The organism is Candidatus Methylomicrobium oryzae (assembly GCF_016745425.1).
Classification (GTDB): Bacteria; Pseudomonadota; Gammaproteobacteria; order Methylococcales; family Methylomonadaceae; genus Methylomicrobium; species Methylomicrobium oryzae.
Genome location: NZ_JAERVK010000003.1, coordinates 114,276 through 136,418, shown reverse-complemented (window position 1 = coordinate 136,418; position 22,143 = coordinate 114,276). Strand labels below are relative to the sequence as shown.

The 22,143-nt window shown below is 57.4% G+C and carries 17 protein-coding genes; 16 read left to right on the top strand and 1 reads right to left on the bottom strand.

Annotated elements, in window-relative coordinates:
* Window positions 1-67: 67 nt before the first annotated feature.
* From glgB to JJL52_RS04260, 5 genes are all read left to right on the top strand, one after another.
* On the top strand, window positions 68-2,482 hold the full coding sequence (gene glgB, locus JJL52_RS04280; RefSeq protein ID WP_336885039.1) for a 1,4-alpha-glucan branching protein GlgB: 2,415 nt from the start codon (window positions 68-70) through the stop codon (window positions 2,480-2,482).
* An 8-nt stretch (window positions 2,483-2,490) separates the two neighbouring features.
* Complete coding sequence (gene glgA, locus JJL52_RS04275) at window positions 2,491-3,924, top strand: glycogen synthase GlgA (RefSeq protein WP_202051158.1); 1,434 nt, start codon at window positions 2,491-2,493, stop codon at window positions 3,922-3,924.
* Between the two features lie 171 nt (window positions 3,925-4,095).
* Complete coding sequence (locus JJL52_RS04270) at window positions 4,096-5,601, top strand: endonuclease/exonuclease/phosphatase family protein (RefSeq protein ID WP_202051157.1); 1,506 nt, start codon at window positions 4,096-4,098, stop codon at window positions 5,599-5,601.
* Between the two features lie 74 nt (window positions 5,602-5,675).
* Window positions 5,676-7,271 carry a phospholipase D-like domain-containing protein gene (locus tag JJL52_RS04265; protein WP_202051156.1) on the top strand — a complete coding sequence of 532 codons (1,596 nt, stop codon included), beginning with the start codon at window positions 5,676-5,678 and terminating at the stop codon, window positions 7,269-7,271.
* A gap of 595 nt (window positions 7,272-7,866) precedes the next feature.
* Window positions 7,867-9,417, top strand: coding sequence for a glycoside hydrolase family 16 protein (locus tag JJL52_RS04260; RefSeq protein ID WP_202051155.1), 1,551 nt, complete (start codon window positions 7,867-7,869; stop codon window positions 9,415-9,417).
* Between the two features lie 159 nt (window positions 9,418-9,576).
* Here JJL52_RS04260 and JJL52_RS04255 read toward each other — a convergent pair whose 3' ends face one another.
* On the bottom strand, window positions 9,577-10,890 hold the full coding sequence (locus JJL52_RS04255; protein ID WP_202051313.1) for a LapD/MoxY N-terminal periplasmic domain-containing protein: 1,314 nt from the start codon (window positions 10,888-10,890) through the stop codon (window positions 9,577-9,579).
* Window positions 10,891-11,089: 199 nt separating this feature from the next.
* Between JJL52_RS04255 and JJL52_RS04250 the strand changes: the two genes are divergently transcribed.
* The 11 genes from JJL52_RS04250 (at window position 11,090) to JJL52_RS04200 (ending at window position 22,135) form a co-directional block, all read left to right on the top strand.
* Window positions 11,090-11,620 carry an SRPBCC family protein gene (locus tag JJL52_RS04250; protein ID WP_202051154.1) on the top strand — a complete coding sequence of 177 codons (531 nt, stop codon included), beginning with the start codon at window positions 11,090-11,092 and terminating at the stop codon, window positions 11,618-11,620.
* A 657-nt stretch (window positions 11,621-12,277) separates the two neighbouring features.
* Window positions 12,278-14,089: a methanol/ethanol family PQQ-dependent dehydrogenase gene (locus JJL52_RS04245; protein WP_202051153.1), complete on the top strand. Its 1,812-nt coding sequence runs from the start codon at window positions 12,278-12,280 to the stop codon at window positions 14,087-14,089.
* A 203-nt stretch (window positions 14,090-14,292) separates the two neighbouring features.
* The gene (moxJ, locus tag JJL52_RS04240; protein WP_202051152.1) at window positions 14,293-15,135 is read left to right on the top strand and encodes a methanol oxidation system protein MoxJ; all 843 of its coding nucleotides are present in this window, start codon (window positions 14,293-14,295) and stop codon (window positions 15,133-15,135) included.
* A gap of 21 nt (window positions 15,136-15,156) precedes the next feature.
* A complete protein-coding gene (gene moxG, locus JJL52_RS04235) occupies window positions 15,157-15,633 on the top strand; it encodes a cytochrome c(L), periplasmic (RefSeq protein WP_202051151.1) in 477 nt (158 codons plus the stop codon).
* A gap of 14 nt (window positions 15,634-15,647) precedes the next feature.
* A complete protein-coding gene (locus tag JJL52_RS04230; protein ID WP_202051150.1) occupies window positions 15,648-15,929 on the top strand; it encodes a methanol dehydrogenase [cytochrome c] subunit in 282 nt (93 codons plus the stop codon).
* 701 nt (window positions 15,930-16,630) lie between these two features.
* Window positions 16,631-17,650 carry an AAA family ATPase gene (locus JJL52_RS04225; RefSeq protein WP_202051149.1) on the top strand — a complete coding sequence of 340 codons (1,020 nt, stop codon included), beginning with the start codon at window positions 16,631-16,633 and terminating at the stop codon, window positions 17,648-17,650.
* A gap of 198 nt (window positions 17,651-17,848) precedes the next feature.
* The gene (locus JJL52_RS04220; protein ID WP_202051148.1) at window positions 17,849-18,688 is read left to right on the top strand and encodes a DUF58 domain-containing protein; all 840 of its coding nucleotides are present in this window, start codon (window positions 17,849-17,851) and stop codon (window positions 18,686-18,688) included.
* Complete coding sequence (locus tag JJL52_RS04215) at window positions 18,685-19,563, top strand: nonribosomal peptide synthetase MxaA (RefSeq protein WP_202051147.1); 879 nt, start codon at window positions 18,685-18,687, stop codon at window positions 19,561-19,563. The genes JJL52_RS04220 and JJL52_RS04215 overlap by 4 nt, the downstream gene beginning before the upstream one ends.
* The gene (locus tag JJL52_RS04210; protein WP_202051146.1) at window positions 19,560-20,558 is read left to right on the top strand and encodes a vWA domain-containing protein; all 999 of its coding nucleotides are present in this window, start codon (window positions 19,560-19,562) and stop codon (window positions 20,556-20,558) included. The genes JJL52_RS04215 and JJL52_RS04210 overlap by 4 nt, the downstream gene beginning before the upstream one ends.
* On the top strand, window positions 20,555-21,121 hold the full coding sequence (locus tag JJL52_RS04205; RefSeq protein ID WP_202051145.1) for an MxaK protein: 567 nt from the start codon (window positions 20,555-20,557) through the stop codon (window positions 21,119-21,121). The genes JJL52_RS04210 and JJL52_RS04205 overlap by 4 nt, the downstream gene beginning before the upstream one ends.
* A gap of 9 nt (window positions 21,122-21,130) precedes the next feature.
* On the top strand, window positions 21,131-22,135 hold the full coding sequence (locus tag JJL52_RS04200; protein ID WP_202051312.1) for a vWA domain-containing protein: 1,005 nt from the start codon (window positions 21,131-21,133) through the stop codon (window positions 22,133-22,135).
* Window positions 22,136-22,143 lie beyond the last annotated feature (8 nt).

Below are 22,143 nucleotides of genomic sequence, written 5' to 3'. Positions count from 1 at the left end.
CACATCTATTGTCGTGTTTGGTAACATTCACTGCAAATTTATTTTACTCTAATTGAGGCGAAATCCAGTGACGAAACGCTCGAAAACTCTGCAAGATACTGACGCCCTAAAGACCCAGCCCCCCCACCCCATCACCCCGTCGCCTTCGAGCGTCGAGACCGAGCAAAGCAAAACCGTAGAAAAACAAAATATTAGCGAAACCGCTGCGCTGATGTCTCCCCCGCAATCCGCCGCCTCCGTTAAGCAGACTGCTGCCGAAAGCAGCGGTTCATCGAAAGCGGCGAATATTACGCCTCCGAAAATCCGCTCCCTCGCCGAGTCCTATCACCCGCTCGACGACGACTATTTAAAAATTGCGAACGCCCGCCATCACGACCCGTTTTCGATTCTCGGCCGCCATCCCAAGAATGGAGGCATTGAGGTGAAGGTCTTCATGCCGCATGCCGAATCGGTAAATTTCAGCCATAACGGCAAAGCCCTCGAACGGATTCCCGGCTCCGATTTCTTCGTCTATCAGGCCGAGGAAGACGATCTTCCCGCGCATTACCGCCTGGCCTGGAAAGACAAGAACGGCTACAGCCACGAAAATTTCGATGCGTACGATTTCGGTACGCAGACGCCCGAATTCGACCTGCATCTGTTCGGCGAAGGCAAACACTGGCATATCTATCAGAAACTCGGCGCCCATCTGCATCAGGTCGACGGTATCAGCGGTATACAATTCTCTGTATGGGCGCCGAACGCCAGCCGGGTCAGCGTTATCGGGGACTTCAACCGGTGGGACGGGCGCTGCCATCCGATGCGCTGCCTCGGCAGCAGCGGCGTCTGGGAAATCTTCATTCCCGACCTGAAGGCCGGCAGTTTGTACAAGTTCGAAATCCTGAACCGCTTCACGAACGAAATTCTGGTTAAATCCGATCCTTACGGCCAGTATTTCGAATTCCGGCCGAACACGTCGTCGATCGTGATCAAGGAAAAAACCTACCAATGGAAAGATCATCAATGGATGATGCAGCGCACCGCGCATAACTGGCTACATGAGCCGATGTCCATTTACGAGGTGCATCTGGGCTCCTGGCGGCGCGACAATCAAGGCAATTTTCTGAGCTACCGCCAGCTTGCCGTGCAGCTGGTCGATTACGTCAAACAGATGGGTTACACGCACATCGAGCTCTTGCCGGTCACCGAACACCCGCTGGATCTGTCCTGGGGTTATCAGACCACCGGCTATTTCGCGCCGACCAGCCGGCACGGATCGCCGGACGATTTCCGCTTCTTTGTCGATACCTGCCATCAAAACGACATCGGCATCATCCTGGACTGGGTACCTGCCCACTTCCCGAAAGACAATTTCGCTCTGGCCCGCTTCGACGGCAGCGCGCTGTACGAGCATGAAGATCCGCGCAAAGGCGAACACCGCGACTGGGGCACGCTGATTTACAACTACGGGCGCAACGAAGTCAAAAACTTCCTGCTGTCGAGCGCGGTGTACTGGCTGGAAGAATTCCACCTCGACGGCCTGCGGGTCGACGCGGTGGCCTCGATGCTCTATCTGGACTACTCACGGGAGCATAACGACTGGATACCGAACATGTACGGCGGCAACGAAAATCTGGAGGCGATCGATTTTCTGCGCGAACTGAATACGGTCACCCATCAGCAGCATCCCGGCACCGTAATCATGGCGGAAGAATCCACGGCCTGGCCGCAGGTGACCCGCCCGACCTGGACCGGCGGTCTCGGCTTTTCGATGAAGTGGAACATGGGCTGGATGCATGATGTACTTTCCTACATGAGCAAGGATCCGATCCACCGGATGCACCATCATGACCAGCTCACCTTCGGCCTGCTTTACGCGTTCACCGAAAATTTCGTGTTGCCGTTCTCGCATGACGAAGTCGTGCACGGCAAAGGCGCCTTGGTCAATAAAATGCCCGGCGACGAATGGCAGCGTTTCGCAAACCTGCGCCTGCTGTTCACCTTCATGTTCACCTATCCGGGCAAGAAGCTGATGTTCATGGGCTGCGAATTCGGCCAGGGCACCGAATGGAGCGTCAGCCGCGCGCTGGACTGGTACGTGCTCGATTATGCCCACCACCGCGGCATCCAAACGCTGGTCAGGGACCTCAATCGCCTGTATAAAACGCATCCGGCACTGTTCAAGCACGACTTCGAACACCAGGGCTTCGAATGGATCGACTGCCACGACATCCAGCAGTCGATCATCAGCTATCGCCGGAAGAGCGATCTGGAGGATCTGGTCATCGTGCTGAACTTCACTCCGGTACCGCGCGAGCATTACCGGATCGGCGTCCCGACCGAGGGCGTCTATACCGAAATTTTTAACTCCGACTCGCACTATTACGACGGCAGCAATATCGGCAATGGTGCAGTGATGTCGGAACCGATTCCGTGGATGAATCTGCCGCACTCGCTGACTTTAACCTTACCCCCGTTAGGCGCACTGATTCTGAAGCAATAACTCTCTGCATGAAAAAAATTCTTTTTGTCACCAGCGAAGCGCATCCGTTGATCAAGACGGGCGGCCTCGCCGATGTTTCCGGCAGCTTGCCCAAAGCCCTGGCGGAACTGTCGCAGGATATCCGGATTCTGATACCTTATTACCAGGCGCTCAAGACCTTCGGCAACGTCCGGTATGTTTGTTCGCTGCGTGTCGATAACCGGAGCATAAACATTCTCGAAACCCGCATGCCGGAAAGCAACATTCTGGTCTGGCTGGTCGATTATCCGACTTTTTTCAATTATCCGGGCAATCCCTACGTCGATGAAAACGGCAACGCCTGGGAGAACAATGCCGAACGTTTCGCGCTGTTCTGCCGGGTTGCGGTCGAGGTCGCGATGGACCGGGTGCATCAGGACTGGAAGCCCGACGTCGTGCACTGCAACGATTGGCAGAGCGCCCTCGTCCCGGCATTCCTGTCGCTTGAAGATAACCGGCCGAAGACCGTTTTCACGATCCACAATCTGGCTTACCAAGGCTTGTTTCCGACCAGCACCGCGGCGACACTGAATCTGCCCGGCCAGCTGTTGAGCCCGGAGGGGCTCGAATTCCACAGCTTGCTTTCGTTCATCAAAGGCGGCCTGGTCTACAGCGACCGGATCACGACAGTCAGCCCGACCTATGCGATGGAAATCCAGACGCCCGAATTCGGCTACGGGCTCGAAGGGCTGCTGAGGTATCGCAACCATGTGCTGAGCGGCATTCTAAACGGCATCGACCTGGAGCACTGGAATCCGGAAAGCGACCCGCTCATCGCGCAAACCTACACCGCGCAAACCCTGGCGAAAAAAAATGCGAACAAGACCGAACTGCAGAAACGCTTCTCGCTGCCGGTAACCGACGAAATTCCTCTGTTCGGACTGATCGGGCGCTTGGTCGAACAAAAAGGCATCGACTTGATTCTGGACTCGCTGCCAGCCATCCTGGAGATGCCGCTGCAAATCGTCCTGCTCGGCAGCGGCGAAAAAAGCATGGAACGCAAGCTAATGAGTTATGCGCAGCTGTATCCCGAGAAAATCGCGGTCACGATCGGCTACGACGAAGCGCTCGCGCATACGATCGAAGCCGGCTCGGACGTATTTTTGATGCCGTCGCGCTTCGAGCCCTGCGGCCTGAACCAGATGTACAGCCAGCGTTACGGCACCCTCCCCTTGGTCCGGCGAACCGGCGGCCTCGCCGATACGGTGGTCGATGCGGTGCCGCAAACCATCAACGATAATTCCGCAACCGGCATTGTCTTCGACGAAGCCACGGCGGGGTCGCTGCTTGAGGCAGTCAAGCGCGCCACGATTCTGTACGGCAATCCGAAGGCCTGGGAGCAAATGCAGATCAACGGCATGAGCAAGGATTTTTCCTGGCAGCAAAGCGCCAGCCAATATCTGGATTTATACCAAAGCCTGTAGCGCAATGGAACCGCTTCCGCGTTCAGGATGAGCATACCATACTCTATTCCCCATTGTAGGGTACGCTGCGCGTACCCTCTCGCGACATAACAATTGGGAAAAAAGTATGCGCAGCGTACCCTACCACCATTCCTTTTTGCCTTTCATGGGCATCCGTCCAGATGACATTCTATGAGTGAAATCCAGCTGCATTACGTCGAAAACGTGATTAGCCGTAAAAAAGGCGGCGTGCGCCAGCATTTGACGTTCTTCATCGTCGTCGAAAATCTGAGCTACCACAAGCAGGTGGATATACACTGGGCCGGCGAAGACGGTGTCTGGCACGACCTGCCGGCACGCTTTCACAGCGCACTCGAACCGAACAAGGAATTCTGGCAGGCGCATATTCAGTTTCAGCTCAAACCCGCCCAATCCCTGCCGGGCAACATTACTTTTTCATTGCGCTACCGCGCCGAGGAAGTCGAATATTGGGACAACAATCACGGCCGAAACTATCGCAGCCAGGCCGACTCCGGTATCCGCGTGCCGGGGCGCCAGCCGGTGCAGGTCGTGAATTTCAGCGCCGCTTTACCCGAAAGCCGCAAATACATGCCGGTCACTGTCGCGGTCGAACAGCCGCTTGCGGCCGAAAAGGTGACCGTGCACTGGACGACCGACAACTGGCGCCACACGCATCAAACCGCCTGCCATTTCAAACGAGCCTATTGGGATAAAGAGTTTCACAGCAACGCCCGCAACCCAAATCAATACGGCACTCAAATCTGGAAAGGCTGGCTGAAAACCGCCGACGCGTTTCGCGTGCAGTATTCGGTCTCCGTCGAAAGCCGCGGACGGACTTTCTGGGACAACAATTTCGGCAACAATTACGCGGCGCGCCGCAAGCCGCTCAAGATCCTGATCCTGAACCTGCACTGCTATCAGGAAGCCGACCAGGACGCAAAATTTTCCACGATCGCCAAGGCGATCGACGAGCTCGACGTCGACGTCGCCTGCTTCCAGGAAGTTGCGGAACTCTGGAACGACGGGCGCGGCGACTGGCCCAGCAATTCGGCCCGCATCATCGGCAGCCGACTTAAAAAGCCTTATCATCTATATTCCGACTGGTCGCATCTGGGCTTCAACAAATACCGCGAAGGCGTCGCGATCCTGAGCCGCTTTCCGCTCCTGCATCCGGAATCGCGTTATATCTCGGAAAGTGAGGATCCCTACAATATCCATGCGCGTAAAGTCGTAATGGCCGAGGTCGAGGCCCCGCATATCGGCCGACTGAATATTTTCTCCGCGCATTTGAGCTGGTGGGAGGACGGCTTTCAGAACCAGTTCGAACGGCTGCGCGAATGGGCTGCCGGCAAACGCACCGGCCAAGTGACAGGCACCCTGCTCTGCGGCGACTTCAATATCGCGGCGGGATCACAAGGCTATCGCCACGTGATCGGCTCTGGCGAGTACGAAGATCAGTTTCTGGCCGCGAATGCCCACGGCGAGCCTTCGAAAATCTGCCGGGTCAACGATCCCCATTGGAGCCATTATCTTGCCGACGACTACCGGATCGATTATATCTTCATGCACAAAGACAGCGGCTTGTCCGTCACTTCCGGCCGGGTATTGTTTACGCCCGAGGATTACGGCCACGTTTCGGACCATTGTGGCTACCTGATGACTTTCGAACCCAAATAAGGACCTTACCGGGTACTCAACACTTATGCCAAACCATAGATTTCACCGGCCTGATTTATCGATGGAGAATTTTGATGCAAATCGCTGAGCATTTTGCCATGCCCGTCTACGGCGAGTTGGGAGGCTTCTTTGCGCGCGCCAACGACTTCGGCGACAAGTTTTATATTCGCTGGGGCAAGATCGAATTCGACGTCCATTACGGCGTACAGGCCAATATCAAGGTGATCCTGAAAGTCTATCGCGAACACAATGTCCGCGAGACCTACATCGTCGATACCGACCCCTACGACATCCACTGGGACCGCCACAAACGCCGCACCCGGGATTTTTATATCCATCCCGAGTCGAGCCATTTCGGCCGGATCAACTGCGTCAAGTTTTCGTTCATCGTGCATATGCACGAACATTCGATCGCCTCGCAGAACGATTACATCTACATGGACGGCCATCAGCTACAGGACGACCAACCCAAACACCGCCATATTACCTCGGAATGGGCGACCCCGAACGCCTACCGGACTTACGAACTGAACGCCGGCGAACTGCAGACCGACGTCGACTGGTACAATCACCATTTCGAATCGCTCCGGCTGACGCCGAAGTTCACGAAAGGCCTGCTCTACCATCCCTATCATCCGAAGCGCTTCATCCACGACCATATCGACAAGGTGATCCGCAGCAAGTACGAAAATCCGGACCGCCTGTGCACGATCAAGGTCAGCGTCGACTGCATCGACGACGGCGATTTCATCACGCACCTGATCCACGCGCACCATCAGGGCGTCTGCGTACAGTGCATCGTCGACTGGCGCAAGATGACGCTGACCAACAGCCAGAACTATGCGCGGCTGAAACGCTCCGGCATCGAAATGGTCGGCGTGTTCTGCACGACCAAACATCATCTGATCGAAGTCGAGCCGGACATGCACACCAAATTCATCATCTTCAACGACGAAGACTGCATCTTGGGCTCTTTCAACATCACTTTCGACCGCTGGTGGGCGAACTGGGAATCGGGCATGACCTTCCATTCGCGCGGCGTCTGCCGGCTGCTCGACAACGTCTTCCAAAGCCAGCGCGGCGGCGTGATCCAGAAATATGGAATCGACCCCTTCAGCCAGTTCAACCTGCTGTACACGTTCGGCCGCCATACGATGCTGAACGGCCGTTATTACAAGCCGCACCATGCGATCCTGGCCGAAATCCACCGCGCCCGCCATTCGATCAAATGCTGCCTGTTCCTGATCGGCGACCTGGTGGGCGACCACCACGACAGCGTGGTCGACGCGCTGATCCAGGCGCATCACCGAGGCGTCTACGTGCATATCCTGTTCAACGGCCATCTGGCGCGCGAAGGCCGCGTCGGCGTCGAACGCAGCATGGCCGAAGAACTCGCCCGCCCTTTGCTGCCGTCGGTGCAGCGCTTGAAGAACACTGGCATTCCGGTCGGCCTGGTCTACGGCCAGGACGACCACAAAGTGCCTTACTCGCCGATTCATTCCAAATATTGCATCATCGACGATTCGATCGTCATCGAAGGCAGCTTCAACTGGTACAACACCTCGGTGTTCTCGCACGACCTGATCGTGATCGCAAACAAGCGCGAGGTAGCCGGACCGTATTTGTACGAATTCGACGAAATCCAGCGGTCGTTTAGGGTGTTTTATTAACCCATCCACGTAGGGCGCATTACGCCGCGCAAATGCGCCCTACGTCTCCTTTTTGTCAAAAATACATAGTTGACTGGTCAACGCTCCATTCAGTTGACTGTCGCTCGGGCAAACTGTCATGTAGGATGTGCCGAACAACGTGAGGCGCACCGAGTGCCCTTTAGGGTATCAATCGCGAACGATGCGCTTCGCTTTCGCTCAGCGCATCCTACCGCCTTTTATTGGTCGGTTTCGGATGGCGGATGGCCTATCGGCATCCGCCTACGATCTTAAAACCTGCGGATCAACCAGAACTTCGAGCGCCTCCAATGCAATTGGCTGCGAGATAATTTATTTCCGTATTTCATTAACATCCTGATCTTTCCGCAGCTCTGTGCGCTTCCGTACAGATACACCCATTTGATCAGCTTAATATTTAGTTCGAGCGGTCGGTTATTGAGAAAAGATAAGCCAACTTTGCGGACTCAAATCGGCCAAAACCAACGATTTCTTGCTTTATTGCCCTACTTGTCGATAGGAACGGGAATCAAGGTTATGAATTTGAACAGCGGGCAAGTTCAATATTCGGTCTCAGTCCCTTAAAGGAACTAAAGCTATGAATTTTAGTGCGGAGCCACATCTATTCCTGGCAGTTTGCGGGGCTTTATCCGTTCTTGTTTTAAGCGAAGTCCGCGCCAGCACACGTGGGGATCAGGGTTTTATAACGACTTCGGAAAACCAAGCCAGTCGAAAGGAAATAACAGTACTTAATTTTACCGAAAGCTGGAACGACAAGCGGGCTTGTATGGGCTCAAACATTCAGGGAAACTTTTCTTGTACCCCCTATTCGGGCGGTAAATTCAAGGTGAAGGCGGCCATCCCTGTAGCGGATTCCACCGGTGCCTTTGATCCCAGCCAGTTCAACGGTACTACGCCGTTCGATATAAAACTAGGACATTACGCTTTCAGCGGCACCCTGGGCGATGCTGCCGGGTATGCGCCCGGTTCCACAAAGGCCATTTTTACGCTGACGGGCAGCCGGTGCAGTTCTAAAAACATCAACGACTCGCTTTCCTGTCCAACAAAAGCGTATGAAAAGATCAAGCTGAGAATGACGCCGAAGCAAGTAGCCGTCTCCATCTCCGCGATCACGGGGTCGGACGCCGACGGAAATATGCACGAGAACCCCATCGACGCCGACAACTACGACGATAGCCCGACGGGAACTGTGACGAATACCATACCGTTCCAGATGAATTTGGATAATCTCAGCGTAATCAGCAATACATTGCCGGTAACTGGCACGGTGGTAACCAAAAGTGTGACCGACAAAAGCGGGCACCAGGACACGTTGTCTAAAGTTCGCCTCAAGGGAAAACTTACGGAGACCGATCTAACCGTGATATCCCCTCCGCCCTCTCCGAAGACCATTTTCTATGACGATTTTTCAGGAACGTACCTTAGCTCGGCGTGGACCGTTATCAATCGGCACGGTGAATACCTCCAGAATGAAACCGAGTGTAACATCCCGCAACAGGTGTCGGTCGCCAATGGGATTGCAACGATCACAACAGAAGCCCAAGACTGGACATGCGGAGACTTCCACCCAGACGGGACGGTGTGGCATATGCCGGCATCATGGCCCTACATCACCGGCGACATTCAATGGTCAAACTTCAGCTTTACCTATGGCACGGTCGAGATACGGGCGCAGTTTCCAAGCTCCCAAACTCATACCTGGCCTGCCACGTGGCTGCTCGGGGCGAATTGCCAAACCACCAACCCTTTCACTGGAGATACTGGCGTTGATTCATGTCCGGACGTCGGATCACCCGGATATACCGAGATTGACATGACGGAATGCTACAACACTACGTCGCCCTGGTGCCAGTTCCATGTCGCAAATCCGGGCTATGGTATCGGTAACGGTTGTGATGCGGTCTATCCTACCGCAGATACCGATTGGCATGTTTACAAGACTGTCTGGACCGCATCCAGCATTAAACAATATATGGACGGCGCCTTGGTGAGCACCTGCAACCAGCGCCTTGGCAATCCGATGTTCCTCATCATCCAGACGCAGACAGGTGGTGTGAGTGGAACTCCGAACGACGCACGTTTGCCAACCACATTGAATATTGATTACGTGAAGGTAACACAGCCATAACCGATAGAAAATCCTCCCTTACGAGCAACTGTCGCTTCGCTTTCCATGCTATTAAGGAGAAAGAACCTAAACAAGCCTTATTAGAGTTCGGCAAAATTGTGCGCCGTGCAAAATGGACAGGACAATAACCTGCGTGAAGAACCTTCGAAACCTCTTTTTTTACCGCGTCAACGAGATGCTCGCAGTAATCCGCATCCCCTGCTGCGCCCGGGTGTCGATGCTGAACTCCCCGCCCAGGCTCTGGATGCGCTCCTTCATCCCCCGGAGCCCAAAACCGCTCTTGAGGTTAACGTATTCGCAACCCCGGCCGTTGTCGCGCACCTCCAGCCGCAACCGCGCTTCGGGTTCGGAGACGATCCGGATCGCGATCGAGGCCTCACTGGCCTGTGCATGGCGCACGATATTGGTCAGGCATTCCTGAACGACCCTGAAAATCTGGATGGTGATTTTTTGATTCAACACTTCCACCTGATCGGAGCAATCCAGGCTTAAGTGCAGCTCCGGATGCCTTGCGCCCCAATGGCTCAGTAAATCCTCGATGGCCGCCTTCAGGCCCAGTTCGGTCAGCACCAAAGGATGCAGCTGATGCATCATCGAACGCACCACGCTCATCAAATGGTCGGAAATGTTGACGATCGCCTCGGTAGTCCGCTTAATGTCGGCTTTCCGGTGCGCGGCGGTGGCCGCCATCACCTTGATCGCGGTCAGGGACTGCCCCAATTCGTCGTGCAGTTCCTGCGCCAGCCGCTGCCGCTCGTCTTCCTGTATTTCCAGGGAATGCTGGGCCAACGCGCGGTTTTCCTGCTGCGCCTTGTTCAATTCGTCGGTCATGTGATTGATCGCCTTCGCGATGCTGTCGTATTCCAGCGTCGAAAATTCCGGCAGTTTCTGCCGATAATCGCCTTTTTCGATGTTTTCCAGCGCGTTCACGATGATGGCGATCGACTTCAACGCCTTGTCGAAAGCCAGATGCACGGCCAGGAAAGTCAGCAGCGCCAATACCGAGAGCGAGATGAAAAACGTGACGCTCTCGCCCCAGACTTCGGTAATCTCGTCGAGCGGATTGGCCCGAATCAGCAGGGTGAATTGTTTGCCGTCCGCGGTGACGATCGGCTGTTCGGTTTTGCTGTGCTTGCCGCCGACCAGCGCGATGAACCACTGCGGAGGCTGTTCGGCATCGGACTTTCCCGTTTCTTTTTGCGCCACGTTCAGCACCTGCCCCGAGGGCGCCTGCAGCTGGATCTCCAAATGGCGCGTTTCCTTCAGCGAATTGATTCGTCTTAGCCACTCGGCTTCGTTGAACAAGGTCTGCGAAAAACCGAACTGAATCAGTCGCACCGCCATATTGACCGAGGCGTCGATTTCTTCGTTGACCGCCTGCCGCGCCTGCCAGATCGCAATGCTGCCGCCGAGCAGCAGAATGCATAACGAGGACAACAGAATTCGGACATTGATTTGATAGCGCAGGCTCATCGTTCGGGGACGCATCGTAGAAATTAAGGAAATAGCGGTTTTCGACAAGCCGGGAGTGTTCCGTAACGCGCGTCTCATGTCAACCGCTTTCCGCCGCAACCGTAAAAAGGAAATCTCCCCGCTTTCTTTCGGGAAAATTCCCCTCCATGATTTCGGCAAAGCTTTCGATAATGGCCCATTTCATTACGGACACGACATCATGAAGCGATCATTCGTCATTTTATTGGGCATCCTGCTCTTTCCTTTCGCCGCACAGGCGCATGGACCCACGCCGCAAAAGGGGCTGGAAAGCATTACGATCAATGCGCCCTTCAAAAAGGTCTGGGACGCGGTCAAAGAGTTCGGCACGATTGCCGACTGGCATCCGGACGTGAAGGAAAGCACCGGCGACGGCAAGCACGAGTCGGGCGGCGTCCGTACCCTGACTCTGCACAACGGCGGCCAGCTGACCGAAGAACTGGATTATTACAGCGACAAGGACCATGAATACAGCTACCGGCTCAAAAAGGAAAACATCGAGGCATTTCCGGCCAGTTCCTACTCGATGGAAATCCAGGTCAAGACGGGCGAGGCCGAAGGCACATCGATCGTGACCATGAAAAGCCGCTTTTATCGCGGCGATACCGGCAATACCCCGCCGGAAAAACTGAACGACGAAGCCGCGGTCAAAGCGGTCACCGCCTTCCTGAAAAACGGGCTGGACGGCCTGAAGAGCAAGCTCGAAAAATAAACGCCGGGCTTGCCGGCCGGCGGCAAATACCCTGACCGAGCCGGTCGAGGGAGCATGAATCGAACCGAGCCGGCTTAACGGCACGGTCTGCCCTGCCATGGTTTACTGCCATCGCTCCTTCGATCGCGCGATGCATAGGCCAGCCCGTCGCGAAAGCCGGACACCGGAGTCTCGCAGCACGGATCGGCCGCCATACCGTCTCGCGCCCGGCATACCCTCAAATGCCGTTAAGACTCTGGGTAATCTCACTTCCCCCCTGATTACCCTGACGAGAATTCCTCGTGATACACCTTTTGCCCAGCTTGGGTTACCCCAAAAGGCACAAACCGCTGTAGGGTACTCTGTGCGTACCGTTTCAGTCCCCCAATGGTACGCACAGCGTACCCTACAGCTGAAAATAGGAATTTGTCTCAACCCACGAAAAACCGCGTCCAGGAATTTTTCTTTTCGATTTTTCGGATTTTTTCCTAGCCGATTTGAAGGTTTATTCCGTAACGCCCGCCTCCCCCGCTCGGCTACCATGTCGCCTGCTCGGATCCGCGCTTCGGTACCCCTGTGAACGTTTTGATCAAGAAGGCCGAATATCCGATTTACCGAGGCGCCGGATCCAGGCTTTTCAAATTCAGCTCAATAAAAACAACCCTTGGAGGGGGAATTATGCGGATTTCCAAAATCACCCGCACCGCCGCGTCGCTCGCTTGCGGCGGCGCGTTTCTGGCGGCCGCGCTGCCGGCAGAGGCCAACAAAGAACTGGACAGGCTGTCGAAAGAAGACACCAACTGGGTCATGCAGACCAAGGATTACAGCGCGACCCATTTCAGCAAGATGACGCAAATCAATACACGCAACGTGCATCATCTGAAACCGGTCTGGTCGTTTTCGACCGGCGTATTGAACGGCCATGAAGGCGGACCGCTGGTCGTCGACGGCATCATGTACGTACATACCCCGTATCCGAACAACGTCTATGCGATCGATTTGAATAACCCCGACAAGATTTTGTGGCAGTACAAGCCGAAGCAAAATCCGGCCGCGCGCGCGGTCGCCTGCTGCGACGTAGTCAACCGTGGCGTGGCCTATGCGCCGGCAGGTCCCGACTATCCGGCGACCGTTTTCCTGAACCAACTGGATGGCCATATCGTCGCGCTGCACGCGAAAACCGGCGAATTGCTCTGGAAAATGGAAAACTCGGACATCGCGATGGGTTCGACGCTGACCATCGCGCCGTTCGTCGCGAAAGATAAGGTGATCGTCGGCTCTTCCGGTGCGGAACTGGGCGTCCGCGGCTATGCGACCGCCTATTACATCAAGGACGGCAAGCAGGCCTGGCGCGTCTATGCGACAGGGCCCGACGAAGACATCAAGCTGTCCAAAGACTTCAACAGCCATAACCCCCACTACGGCCAATTCGGCCTGGGCCTGAAAACCTGGGAAGGCGACGCCTGGAAGATCGGCGGCGGCACCAACTGGGGCTGGTATGCGTTCGACCCCGAACTGGACATGCTCTACTACGGATCGGGCAATCCCGCGCCGTGGAACGAAACGATGCGCCCCGGCGACAACAAATGGACGATGACCATCTGGGGCCGCGACATCGACACCGGCGAGGCCAAATTCGGCTACCAAAAGACGCCGCATGACGAATGGGATTACGCGGGCGTCAACTACATGGGCCTGTCCGAGCAGATGGTCGACGGCAAAATGACCAAGCTCCTGACCCACCCGGACCGCAACGGCCTGGTCTATACCCTGAACCGCGAAAACGGCGACCTGGTCAACGCGTTCAAGATCGACGATACGGTCAACTGGGTCAAAAAGGTCGACCTGAAAACCGGCCTGCCGGTCCGCGACCCCGAATATTCGACCCACATGGACCACCAGGCGAAGGGCATCTGCCCGTCGGCGATGGGTTACCACAACCAGGGTATCGAATCCTACGATCCCGAGAAGAACCTGTTCTTCATGGGCATCAACCACATCTGCATGGACTGGGAACCGTTCATGCTGCCTTATCGCGCAGGCCAGTTCTTCGTGGGTGCGACGCTGAACATGTATCCGGGCCCGAAAGGCACGCTCGGCCAGGTCAAGGCGATGAACTCGGTGACCGGCAAATTCGACTGGGAAGTGCAGGAAAAATTCGCGGTCTGGGGCGGCACCATGGCGACCGCGGGCGACCTGGTGTTCTACGGCACGCTCGACGGCTACATCAAGGCGCTGGATTCGCGCAACGGCAAGGAACTGTGGAAATTCAAGCTGCCTTCCGGCGTCATCGGCCATCCGATCACCTACGGGCATGACGGCAAGCAGTACGTCGCGATCTATTACGGCGTCGGCGGCTGGCCGGGCGTCGGCCTGGTGTTCGACCTGCAGGATCCGACAGCCGGTTTGGGCGCGGTGGGCGCCTTCAAGGAACTCGCGCACTACACCCAGCAGGGCGGCGGCGTGATGGTCTTCGCACTGGATAGCTGATCGATGCAGACAACGTAGGATGGGTACGACTGCAAGGATGCAGGAGGTAGGGCAACGCAGGGAGCAGTTGCCGAGAGCGAAGCGAAACCCATCAAGTTATTCCTTGATGGGTTTTGATCGATGGGTTTCGGCTAGCGCCTCTACCCATCCTACGAATCTACGAATCCGCACGGATCAATATGCACCCCAAGAGAAACCCCAAAATGGATCAAATAAAACTGTTATCGGCCGCTTTCAGCCTGACGGCGGGCTTGCTCGCCGCCAATCCCCCGGCAACGGCCCAGGAGCCGTTAAAAGTCTGCGCGGCCGAAGACGAAATGCCGTATTCGAACAAAAAAGGCGAAGGCTTCGAAAACAAGATCGCGTCCCTGCTCGGCAAAACCCTGAACAGGCCGGTCGAGATGGTCTATTGGACCGACCCGCGCTATTACGTGCGGGACTATCTCGACAAAGGCCTGTGCGACGTCACGTTGGGCGTCGACGCCGGCGACCCGAGAGTCCTGACGACCCGGCCTTATTACCGTTCCGGCTACGTGTTCATTACCCGCGAAGAGAATGGTCCGGAAGTAGAAAACTGGAACAGCGAGGCGTTGCGCAAGGCCAAGAAGATCGCCTTCGTGCCGGGAACGCCGGCCGAAACGATGCTGCGCGCGATAGGCCGCTACAACGACATGTTCAACTATTCGCAGGAACTGGTCGGCTTCAAGTCGAAGCGCAACCAGTACGTGAAATATGATCATGCGAAGCTGGTATCCGAAGTCGCTGCCGGCAACGCCGAGATCGCGGTACTGTGGGGACCGGCGGCGGCGCGCTATGTGAAAGCGTCGCAGTCACCGCTGACCATGACCGTGATCCCCGACGACAACAAGCGCGCGGACGGCCAGAAGGTCGGCCATCATTACAGCACCTCGGTCGGCGTGCGCAAGGACAAACCTGCCCTGCTCGCGGAATTGAACAAGGCGCTGGAAGAGGCCGAGGACGATATCGAGGATCTCTTGGAAGAAGAAGGCATGCCTTTGCTGGACGAACCGGAATCAGCCGGATAATTAAAAACAACCTGGAAAACTATGAAAACGACACACATTTTTGCCGCTACATCGCTGAGCCTCGCCCTATTGAGCTCGGTCGCGATCGCGGAAATCACTTTCCATAACGCGATCACCGGCGAAGTGCTGGATTTGAGCGTCGCCAAGAAAGGCGGGGATACCGAAGCCTTCAAACAGTTCAAGGAAACGGGAAAAAACCCTTACAACGGCGACGCGGAAGCGGTCAAAAAAGGCCATGACCTGTTCATGACCGCCTGCTCGGGCTGCCACGGCCACGAAGCCGAAGGCAAACTGGGGCCGGGCCTGGCAGACGACTACTGGACCTATCCTGCCAACGCGACCGACAAGGGCCTGTTCGAGCTGCTGTTCGGCGGCGCGAACGGCATGATGGGACCACAATACGTCAACTTGAATACCGACGACATGCTATTGATCATGGCCTGGATTCGCGACATCTATCATGGCGATCCGAAAAAAGCCAAATGGTTACAACAATAACGAGGAGATCCGAGATGAAAAAGTTTTTCTTGCTCAGCACTGCCGCCCTGTTGGCGGCAACGGCCTTCACCGCGGCAGCCTACGACGGCACCCACTGCAAGGAGCCCGGCGTGTGCTGGGAGCCGAAGCCGGGCTATCCCGACAAGGTCGAAGGCAGCAAATACGACCCGAAACACGACCCCAACGAACTGAACAAACAATCGCAGTCGATCGCCGAAATGGAAGCGCGCAATCAGAAGCGCTGGGAACATTTCAACAAGACCGGCAAGTTCGTTTACGACGTGGACGAAATCTGAGGCATGTCCGGGTTTCTCGTTTCCACGCGCTGCGTGGGAATGCGGTTACGACGCGCCTGTGTCTCGTGACGCTGGCGCGTCCGGCACTGGGTTACCACGCCGGCGCGTGGTAACCAGCTTGTAAGGTACGCTCTGCGTACCTTTGAAATAGTTCGTGGCGATGATACCGAAAGGTACGCGCTCGGCAACTGCTCCATGCGTTGCTCTAACTCCTGCATCCTTACAGTCGTCGGCAACTGCTCCATGCGTTGCTCTAACTCCTGCATCCTTGCAGTCGTCGGCAATTGCTTCTGCATTGCTAAACCACAAGGGTATGGCGAATGCAGAAAACGCAGAAGCGGTTTTCTGCCTACCTCCTGCATGAACGCCAGGGAGGGCGTGAATGCAGAAGATTTGCAGGAGGCAAATCTCTGCCCATGCAGTCGAGCGTACCCTACGGAGTGTTCATGAAGCTTACGGAAAAGAAGTGAAAATCCAGCTGGCGATTTTTACCGGCATCGATATTTCCCTGTCGAGGGTATCGCTGTATGTGCGATACCTCTTTCTATGAATATCGCTGCAGCATTACCCGGAACCGGCGGCGAGCCTTGGGCGTTCGCGGTGACCAGCCGCGGACGGCAAGGCCGGTTCCAGTTCGTTCTTTGACTAATATACCACTCAATACTCCGGCATGTGTCTGCCGGAGTTTTTTTCGAATTTCCATGATGAACGATGCGGAATTAATCCAATGGCGCGAACGGGCGCTGCGGTTTGAACAACAGCTCAATCAAACCGTGATCGGCATACAGCCGGCCGTCAGACAGATCGTGATTGCGGTTTTCGCGCGCGGCCACGTATTGCTCGAAGGCCATGTCGGGGTCGGCAAGACGACCCTGCTGCGCGCGGTCGCGCAAGGGCTCGGCGGCTATTTCGAACGCATCGAGGGCACCATCGATCTGATGCCCGCCGATCTGATCTATTACACCTATCTCGACGAAAACGGCCGTCCGCGCGTCGATCCCGGCCCTCTCCTCAAACAGGGCGAAAGGCTCAGCACGTTTTTCTTCAACGAGATCAATCGCGCCCGCCCGCAGGTGCATTCACTGCTGCTCCGGGCAATGGCCGAACGCAGCGTCAATGCCTTCAACCGCGAACATGCGATGCCGCACTTTCAGGTATTCGCAGACCGCAACCGGGTCGAAAGGCAAGAAACCTTCGAACTGCCGGCCGCCGCGAAAGACCGCTTCATGATGGAAATCCGCATCGAGCGGCCGGACGACGAGGCCCTGCTCGAGCAGTTGATGTTCGACCCCCGTTTTCATGATGTCGACCGCCTGATCGCCGGCATCGATCCCGGCGGGATCGCCTACGACCGCCTGAATGATCTGGCGCAAACGGTGCAGGAAAAAATCCAGACTAGCCCGAAGCTGCGCCGCTATGCGCTGGACCTTTGGCAGGCTACCCAAGATCCCGCACGCTACGGCATTCACCTAGCCGACGTGGACATGAAACAGCTGCTGCTCAGCGGCGCAAGCCCGCGCGGCATGAGTTACCTGATCCGCGCCGCCAAGACCCGCGCCTGGCTGGAAGCGCGCGACTACGTGCTGCCGGAAGACGTACAGGCGATATTCGAGGTGTGCACCCGGCACCGCCTTTTCATCAATCCGGTGTACGGTTACCGTAAGGAACAACTGGTGCCGCAACTGGCCGCTGCGATCCTGCAGCAGGTCGCCGCACCTTAATTGCCGGCATTGCGATGAATCATGAATTATCCACCCGGCACTCGATCGCCATGAACGGTGTAGGGTACGCTGCGCCTACCTTTTGTACGTATTCGGACGGCAAACACCCCACAAGGTACGCGCAGCGTACCCTACAATCCCGGGAAGTTCGAACTTCCCGCACAGGGCTCCAGAGAAATGACGATATAACGCCAATCCATGCCTGAAGCCGATCTTCTTCATTACCGTTTGCACTGGCTGTCCGGCGCGGTGTACCCCGGCGCGCACCCGGGCCGTATGAGCGGCGCGGGGCTGCTGTTCAAACAGCACCAGCCGCTGGCCGCGAGCAACGATCCCCGCCGCCTCGACCTTCGGGCCAGCGTGCTCGACCCTTTCGAACATTTTCACGTACGCGCCTACCGGCAGCCGAGCCGGATCGACGTGTATCTGCTCGCCGACCTGTCCGGGTCGATGGGCCATGCCGGCAAGCAGAAGATCCTGACCGCCCTGCTGCGCACGCTCGCGCGCTCGGCCTTTGGCTATGGAGACCGCTTCGGCTTCATCGGCGCGTCCGAAAGCATCGAGCCGCACTGGCTGCTGCCTACCGGTCTGCATGAGGCGGCGGTATCCCGCCTCGCCTGCCGGCTCGAAACCGCCGAATTGTCCGGCAGCGCATCCGGACTCAGGAATGCCGCCGCGTATCTGCCCGCCGAACGGGCGCTGCTGTTTCTATTGACCGACGCCCATTTTCCGCTCGCGCACCTGCGCGACCTGCTGGCTTCCCTGCAAATGCACGACATCGTTCCTTTGATACTGTGGGATGCGGGCGAATACCGGCAACTGCCTTCCTGGGGCTTGCTGTCCGTCCGCGACATCGAAAGCAGCGTCTCCCGCACCCTGGTCATGCGCCCGTCTCTCCGGGAACGGATCATCGCCGCCTACGCGAAACGCCGGCAGCACCTGATCGGGGCCTTTCGCGCCTTCGGCAGCGAGCCGCTGTTCATCGAACACTGCGACATTCCCGCCATCAATCGCTATTTACACCAGAGAGCGGCATGAAACGCCTATTGATCCTGACTCCCTTACTGCTGCTAGGCTGCTCCGGCGCGCCCGAGGAAGCGCTGATCCGCTTCGAGGTCGAAACGCCAAGGCCTTTCGGCTATGTGATCGGCGACGAGATTCGGGAGAAGATTCTGATCGAGACCCGCTCCGGCATCACGCTGAACACCGCCAGCCTGCCGGCCGAAGGTCCGCTCAACCGCTGGCTGAACCTGAACAGGGTGGAGGTCGAACAGGACGGCCAACGCTACCGGATCGACCTTCGCTACCAGGTATTTTACGCACCGCTGACGGTCAGAACCCTGACCCTGCCCGGCTTTACCCTCCAATTCGGCAGCGGCGGCAGCGCTTTCAACAAAGAGATCCCGCCCTGGCGTTTTACGATGTCGCCGCTGCGCGATCTGGCGGTCAAAAGCGCCGAAGGCGGGGCTTCGATCCGGCCCGACAGCTTGCCGCCGCAGCTGGACACGCGCCAGGCAATGATTCTGATTACGGCAGGTTCGGGCGCCGCGGCGGCCGCAGCCGGCGCGCTCACGTTCCTGTACGGCTATTTCCCGGCTTTGCGGCGGCGCACCCTGTTCAAGCAGGCATTGAAACGGCTGTCCCGAATCCCCGAAAAAGACATGGCCGAAGCCCTGCGCACCGTGCACCGGGCACTGAACGCGTTGAACCGGCAGCCGCTGTATCAGCGTCAGCTGGCCGGCTTTTACGAGGCCCATCCCGAGTACCGCCGTTTGGATAGCCAACTGAACTGGTTTTTCAATTATTCCAACCATTATTTTTTCAGCCGCAATGTCTCCGCAACGGCGCTGGACCGGCAAAAACTGACCGCGCTCTGCCAAGCTTGCCGGCAAATCGAACGGGGCAGCCGATGAATCTGGGCGTGGAATCGCCGTGGTTGCTGACCGCGCTGCCGTTGGCGTTGCTGCCGCTGGTCGGCAAAGGCATGCGCGAACATGCCCATCCGGGCCTGATGCTGCTGCCGCCCGACCCGCTGTCCGGGCTGCTGGACTGGCTGATCCGGCTGTTCGCGATGCTGGCGATGGCCGGCCTGGTGCTCGGCATGGCCGGGTTGCACCGCCGCGGCCAAAGCGTCGAACGCATCGGCCACGGCGCCGAAATCGTGCTGCTTCTGGACCGCAGCAACAGCATGGACAACAGCTTCGCCGGCCGCGCGCCGAACGGTAACGAAGGCGAAGAATCCAAATCCGCCGCCGCCCGGCGTCTGCTGACCGATTTCGTGAACCGGCGCGAGCACGATCTGATCGGCGTAGCCGAATACAGCACCGCGCCGCTGTTCGTGATGCCGATGACCGAAAACAAGGAGGCGGTCAAGGCCGCGATCGCGGCGACCGCGACGCCGGCACTCGCCTATACCCATGTCAGCAAGGGCCTGGGGATGGCATTGTCGTTTTTCGAACGGCCGATCGTCTCCGGATCGCGGCTAATCGTCCTGGTGTCCGACGGCGCGGCGGCGATCGATCCCGACAGCGAACAGAAACTCCGGCAATGGTTCAAGGAAAAACAGGTTCGCCTGTACTGGCTGTTTCTGCGCACGGCTAATAGTCCGGGCATTTACGATCAACCTGCCGATCCGCGCGACGACAACGCGCAGGCGATGCCGGAGCGCTATCTGCACCAGTTTTTCACCAGCCTGAACATTCCTTATCAAGCCTACCAGGCGGAAAGCCCCGATGCGATGAAGCAGGCCATCGCCGACATCAGCCGGCTCGAAAATCTGCCGATCCATTATTTCGAACGGATCCCCCGGCAGGATCTGAGCGGACTCTGTTACCGGGCCTCCTTTATCCTGCTGCTCCTGCTGCTGGCGCTCAAGGGCGCCGAAGTCAAAACGGAAGCGAAACCATGAACACGAGACAGCTACTCCATCCCCTGCTCTGGCTGACGCTGGCCGTGGGCCTTCTTGCCATGCTCTACGGGGCGGCCGATCTGTACCGGATTCAGGCCAACAATGCGCTGATCTCCCGCCTCGTATCGGGCCGCGACGTCGAGGTCGAACCCGTCATCGGCGGCCCCTTCGAGCTGCGGCTGGCCAGGGCGTATTATCTGAAAAACAAGCACCGCTACGACGAGGCGCTGGCGACGCTGAGCCTGGTCATCGACCACGGCGATGCCGCGCAGCGGGCCAGAAGCCGCTACAACCTCGGCAACCTGTATCTCGAACAGGCGATCGCTCACGCCGAAACGATGGACATCGCTGCCGCCCTGCCGCTCGCCGGATTGGCCAAACAGGCCTACCGGCAGTCGCTGGCGCTGGACAGCCGGCAGTGGGACGCCAAGTACAATCTCGAAGCCGCGATGCGGCTGCTCCCGGAAATGGACCGGATTTCGCCGGACGACGAGGACGAAACCGTGCAGCAGAAAACCCAGTTATGGACAACCGTGCCGGGATTTCCGCGCGGTTTACCGTAAATGCTTCAAATGATGAATTTTTCGTGGAAAGACTATCGAACGGTATGCCTGCTGCTGGCGGTTCTGGCAATGGGGGTACTGTTTGCGCGCCCTGCCGAGGAACAGGAACGGCCGGTTTACAACCTGACCTTCATCGTCGACATCACCCGCAGCATGAATGCGGCCGACTCTACGCAGGACGGCCGCGCGGTCAGCCGGCTCGAATTCGTCAAACGGAACTTGCGCGACCTTTTGGTCAAACTGCCCTGCCAGTCCAGAGTCGGACTGGGGCTGTTCACCGAACGGCGCTCGACGCTGCTGTTCGAACCGATCGAGGTGTGCGGTTCGTATGCGGAAATCGACGCCGCGATTGCCCAGATCGACTGGCGCATGGCCTGGGCCGCCGACAGCAACATCGCCCAGGGCCTGATGAATACGCTGGAGATGCTGCAACACCGGGACGGGTCCGTCGTTTTCATCACCGACGGCCATGAAGCGCCGCCGCCGAATCCGCGGTATCGGCCCGACTTTTCCGCGCTGAAGGGCAAGGTCAAGGGTATTATCGTCGGCGTCGGCGGCCTGACCGCCGTGCCGATTCCGAAGTTCGACAGTCGCGGCGAACCCGCCGGTTATTACACGGCCGACGACGTGCCGCACCGCTCTTCGTTCGGCGAATCGAACCTGGATCCGTCGCAGATCGAAGGCTACAACGCCCGCAATGCCCCGTTCGGCAGCGCCAAGGTGACCGGCAGCGAGCATCTGAGCGCGCTGCACGAAACTTACCTGGAAGAGCTGGCGCTCGCTGCGGGACTCCGCTATGCGCGGCTGAGCGATGCGGAGGCACTGGCCGAGGCGGTGCAGCGTCCCGAATTCGCGCTGACCAAAAAAGTTGCCGGTGACGTGCGCCGGCAACCGGCCCTGTTTGCCCTCTTGATGACGGTGATCGTGTACTGGCCGTTCGGCCTGAGGCGGTTAAAAAATGCGTTGCTCTCCATTCGGCGAAAAGTCGTAGGGTACGCTGCGCGTACCTTATGAAAAGGTAC

Coding starts and splice junctions, on each gene's coding strand:
- glgA (WP_202051158.1), top strand. CDS start 2,491: ATGAAAAAAATTCTTTTTGTCACCAGCGAAGCGCATCCGTTGATCAAG.
- JJL52_RS04270 (WP_202051157.1), top strand. CDS start 4,096: ATGAGTGAAATCCAGCTGCATTACGTCGAAAACGTGATTAGCCGTAAA.
- JJL52_RS04265 (WP_202051156.1), top strand. CDS start 5,676: ATGCAAATCGCTGAGCATTTTGCCATGCCCGTCTACGGCGAGTTGGGA.
- JJL52_RS04260 (WP_202051155.1), top strand. CDS start 7,867: ATGAATTTTAGTGCGGAGCCACATCTATTCCTGGCAGTTTGCGGGGCT.
- JJL52_RS04255 (WP_202051313.1), bottom strand. CDS start 10,890: ATGAGCCTGCGCTATCAAATCAATGTCCGAATTCTGTTGTCCTCGTTA.
- JJL52_RS04250 (WP_202051154.1), top strand. CDS start 11,090: ATGAAGCGATCATTCGTCATTTTATTGGGCATCCTGCTCTTTCCTTTC.
- JJL52_RS04245 (WP_202051153.1), top strand. CDS start 12,278: ATGCGGATTTCCAAAATCACCCGCACCGCCGCGTCGCTCGCTTGCGGC.
- moxJ (WP_202051152.1), top strand. CDS start 14,293: ATGGATCAAATAAAACTGTTATCGGCCGCTTTCAGCCTGACGGCGGGC.
- moxG (WP_202051151.1), top strand. CDS start 15,157: ATGAAAACGACACACATTTTTGCCGCTACATCGCTGAGCCTCGCCCTA.
- JJL52_RS04230 (WP_202051150.1), top strand. CDS start 15,648: ATGAAAAAGTTTTTCTTGCTCAGCACTGCCGCCCTGTTGGCGGCAACG.
- JJL52_RS04225 (WP_202051149.1), top strand. CDS start 16,631: ATGATGAACGATGCGGAATTAATCCAATGGCGCGAACGGGCGCTGCGG.
- JJL52_RS04220 (WP_202051148.1), top strand. CDS start 17,849: ATGCCTGAAGCCGATCTTCTTCATTACCGTTTGCACTGGCTGTCCGGC.
- JJL52_RS04215 (WP_202051147.1), top strand. CDS start 18,685: ATGAAACGCCTATTGATCCTGACTCCCTTACTGCTGCTAGGCTGCTCC.
- JJL52_RS04210 (WP_202051146.1), top strand. CDS start 19,560: ATGAATCTGGGCGTGGAATCGCCGTGGTTGCTGACCGCGCTGCCGTTG.
- JJL52_RS04205 (WP_202051145.1), top strand. CDS start 20,555: ATGAACACGAGACAGCTACTCCATCCCCTGCTCTGGCTGACGCTGGCC.
- JJL52_RS04200 (WP_202051312.1), top strand. CDS start 21,131: ATGATGAATTTTTCGTGGAAAGACTATCGAACGGTATGCCTGCTGCTG.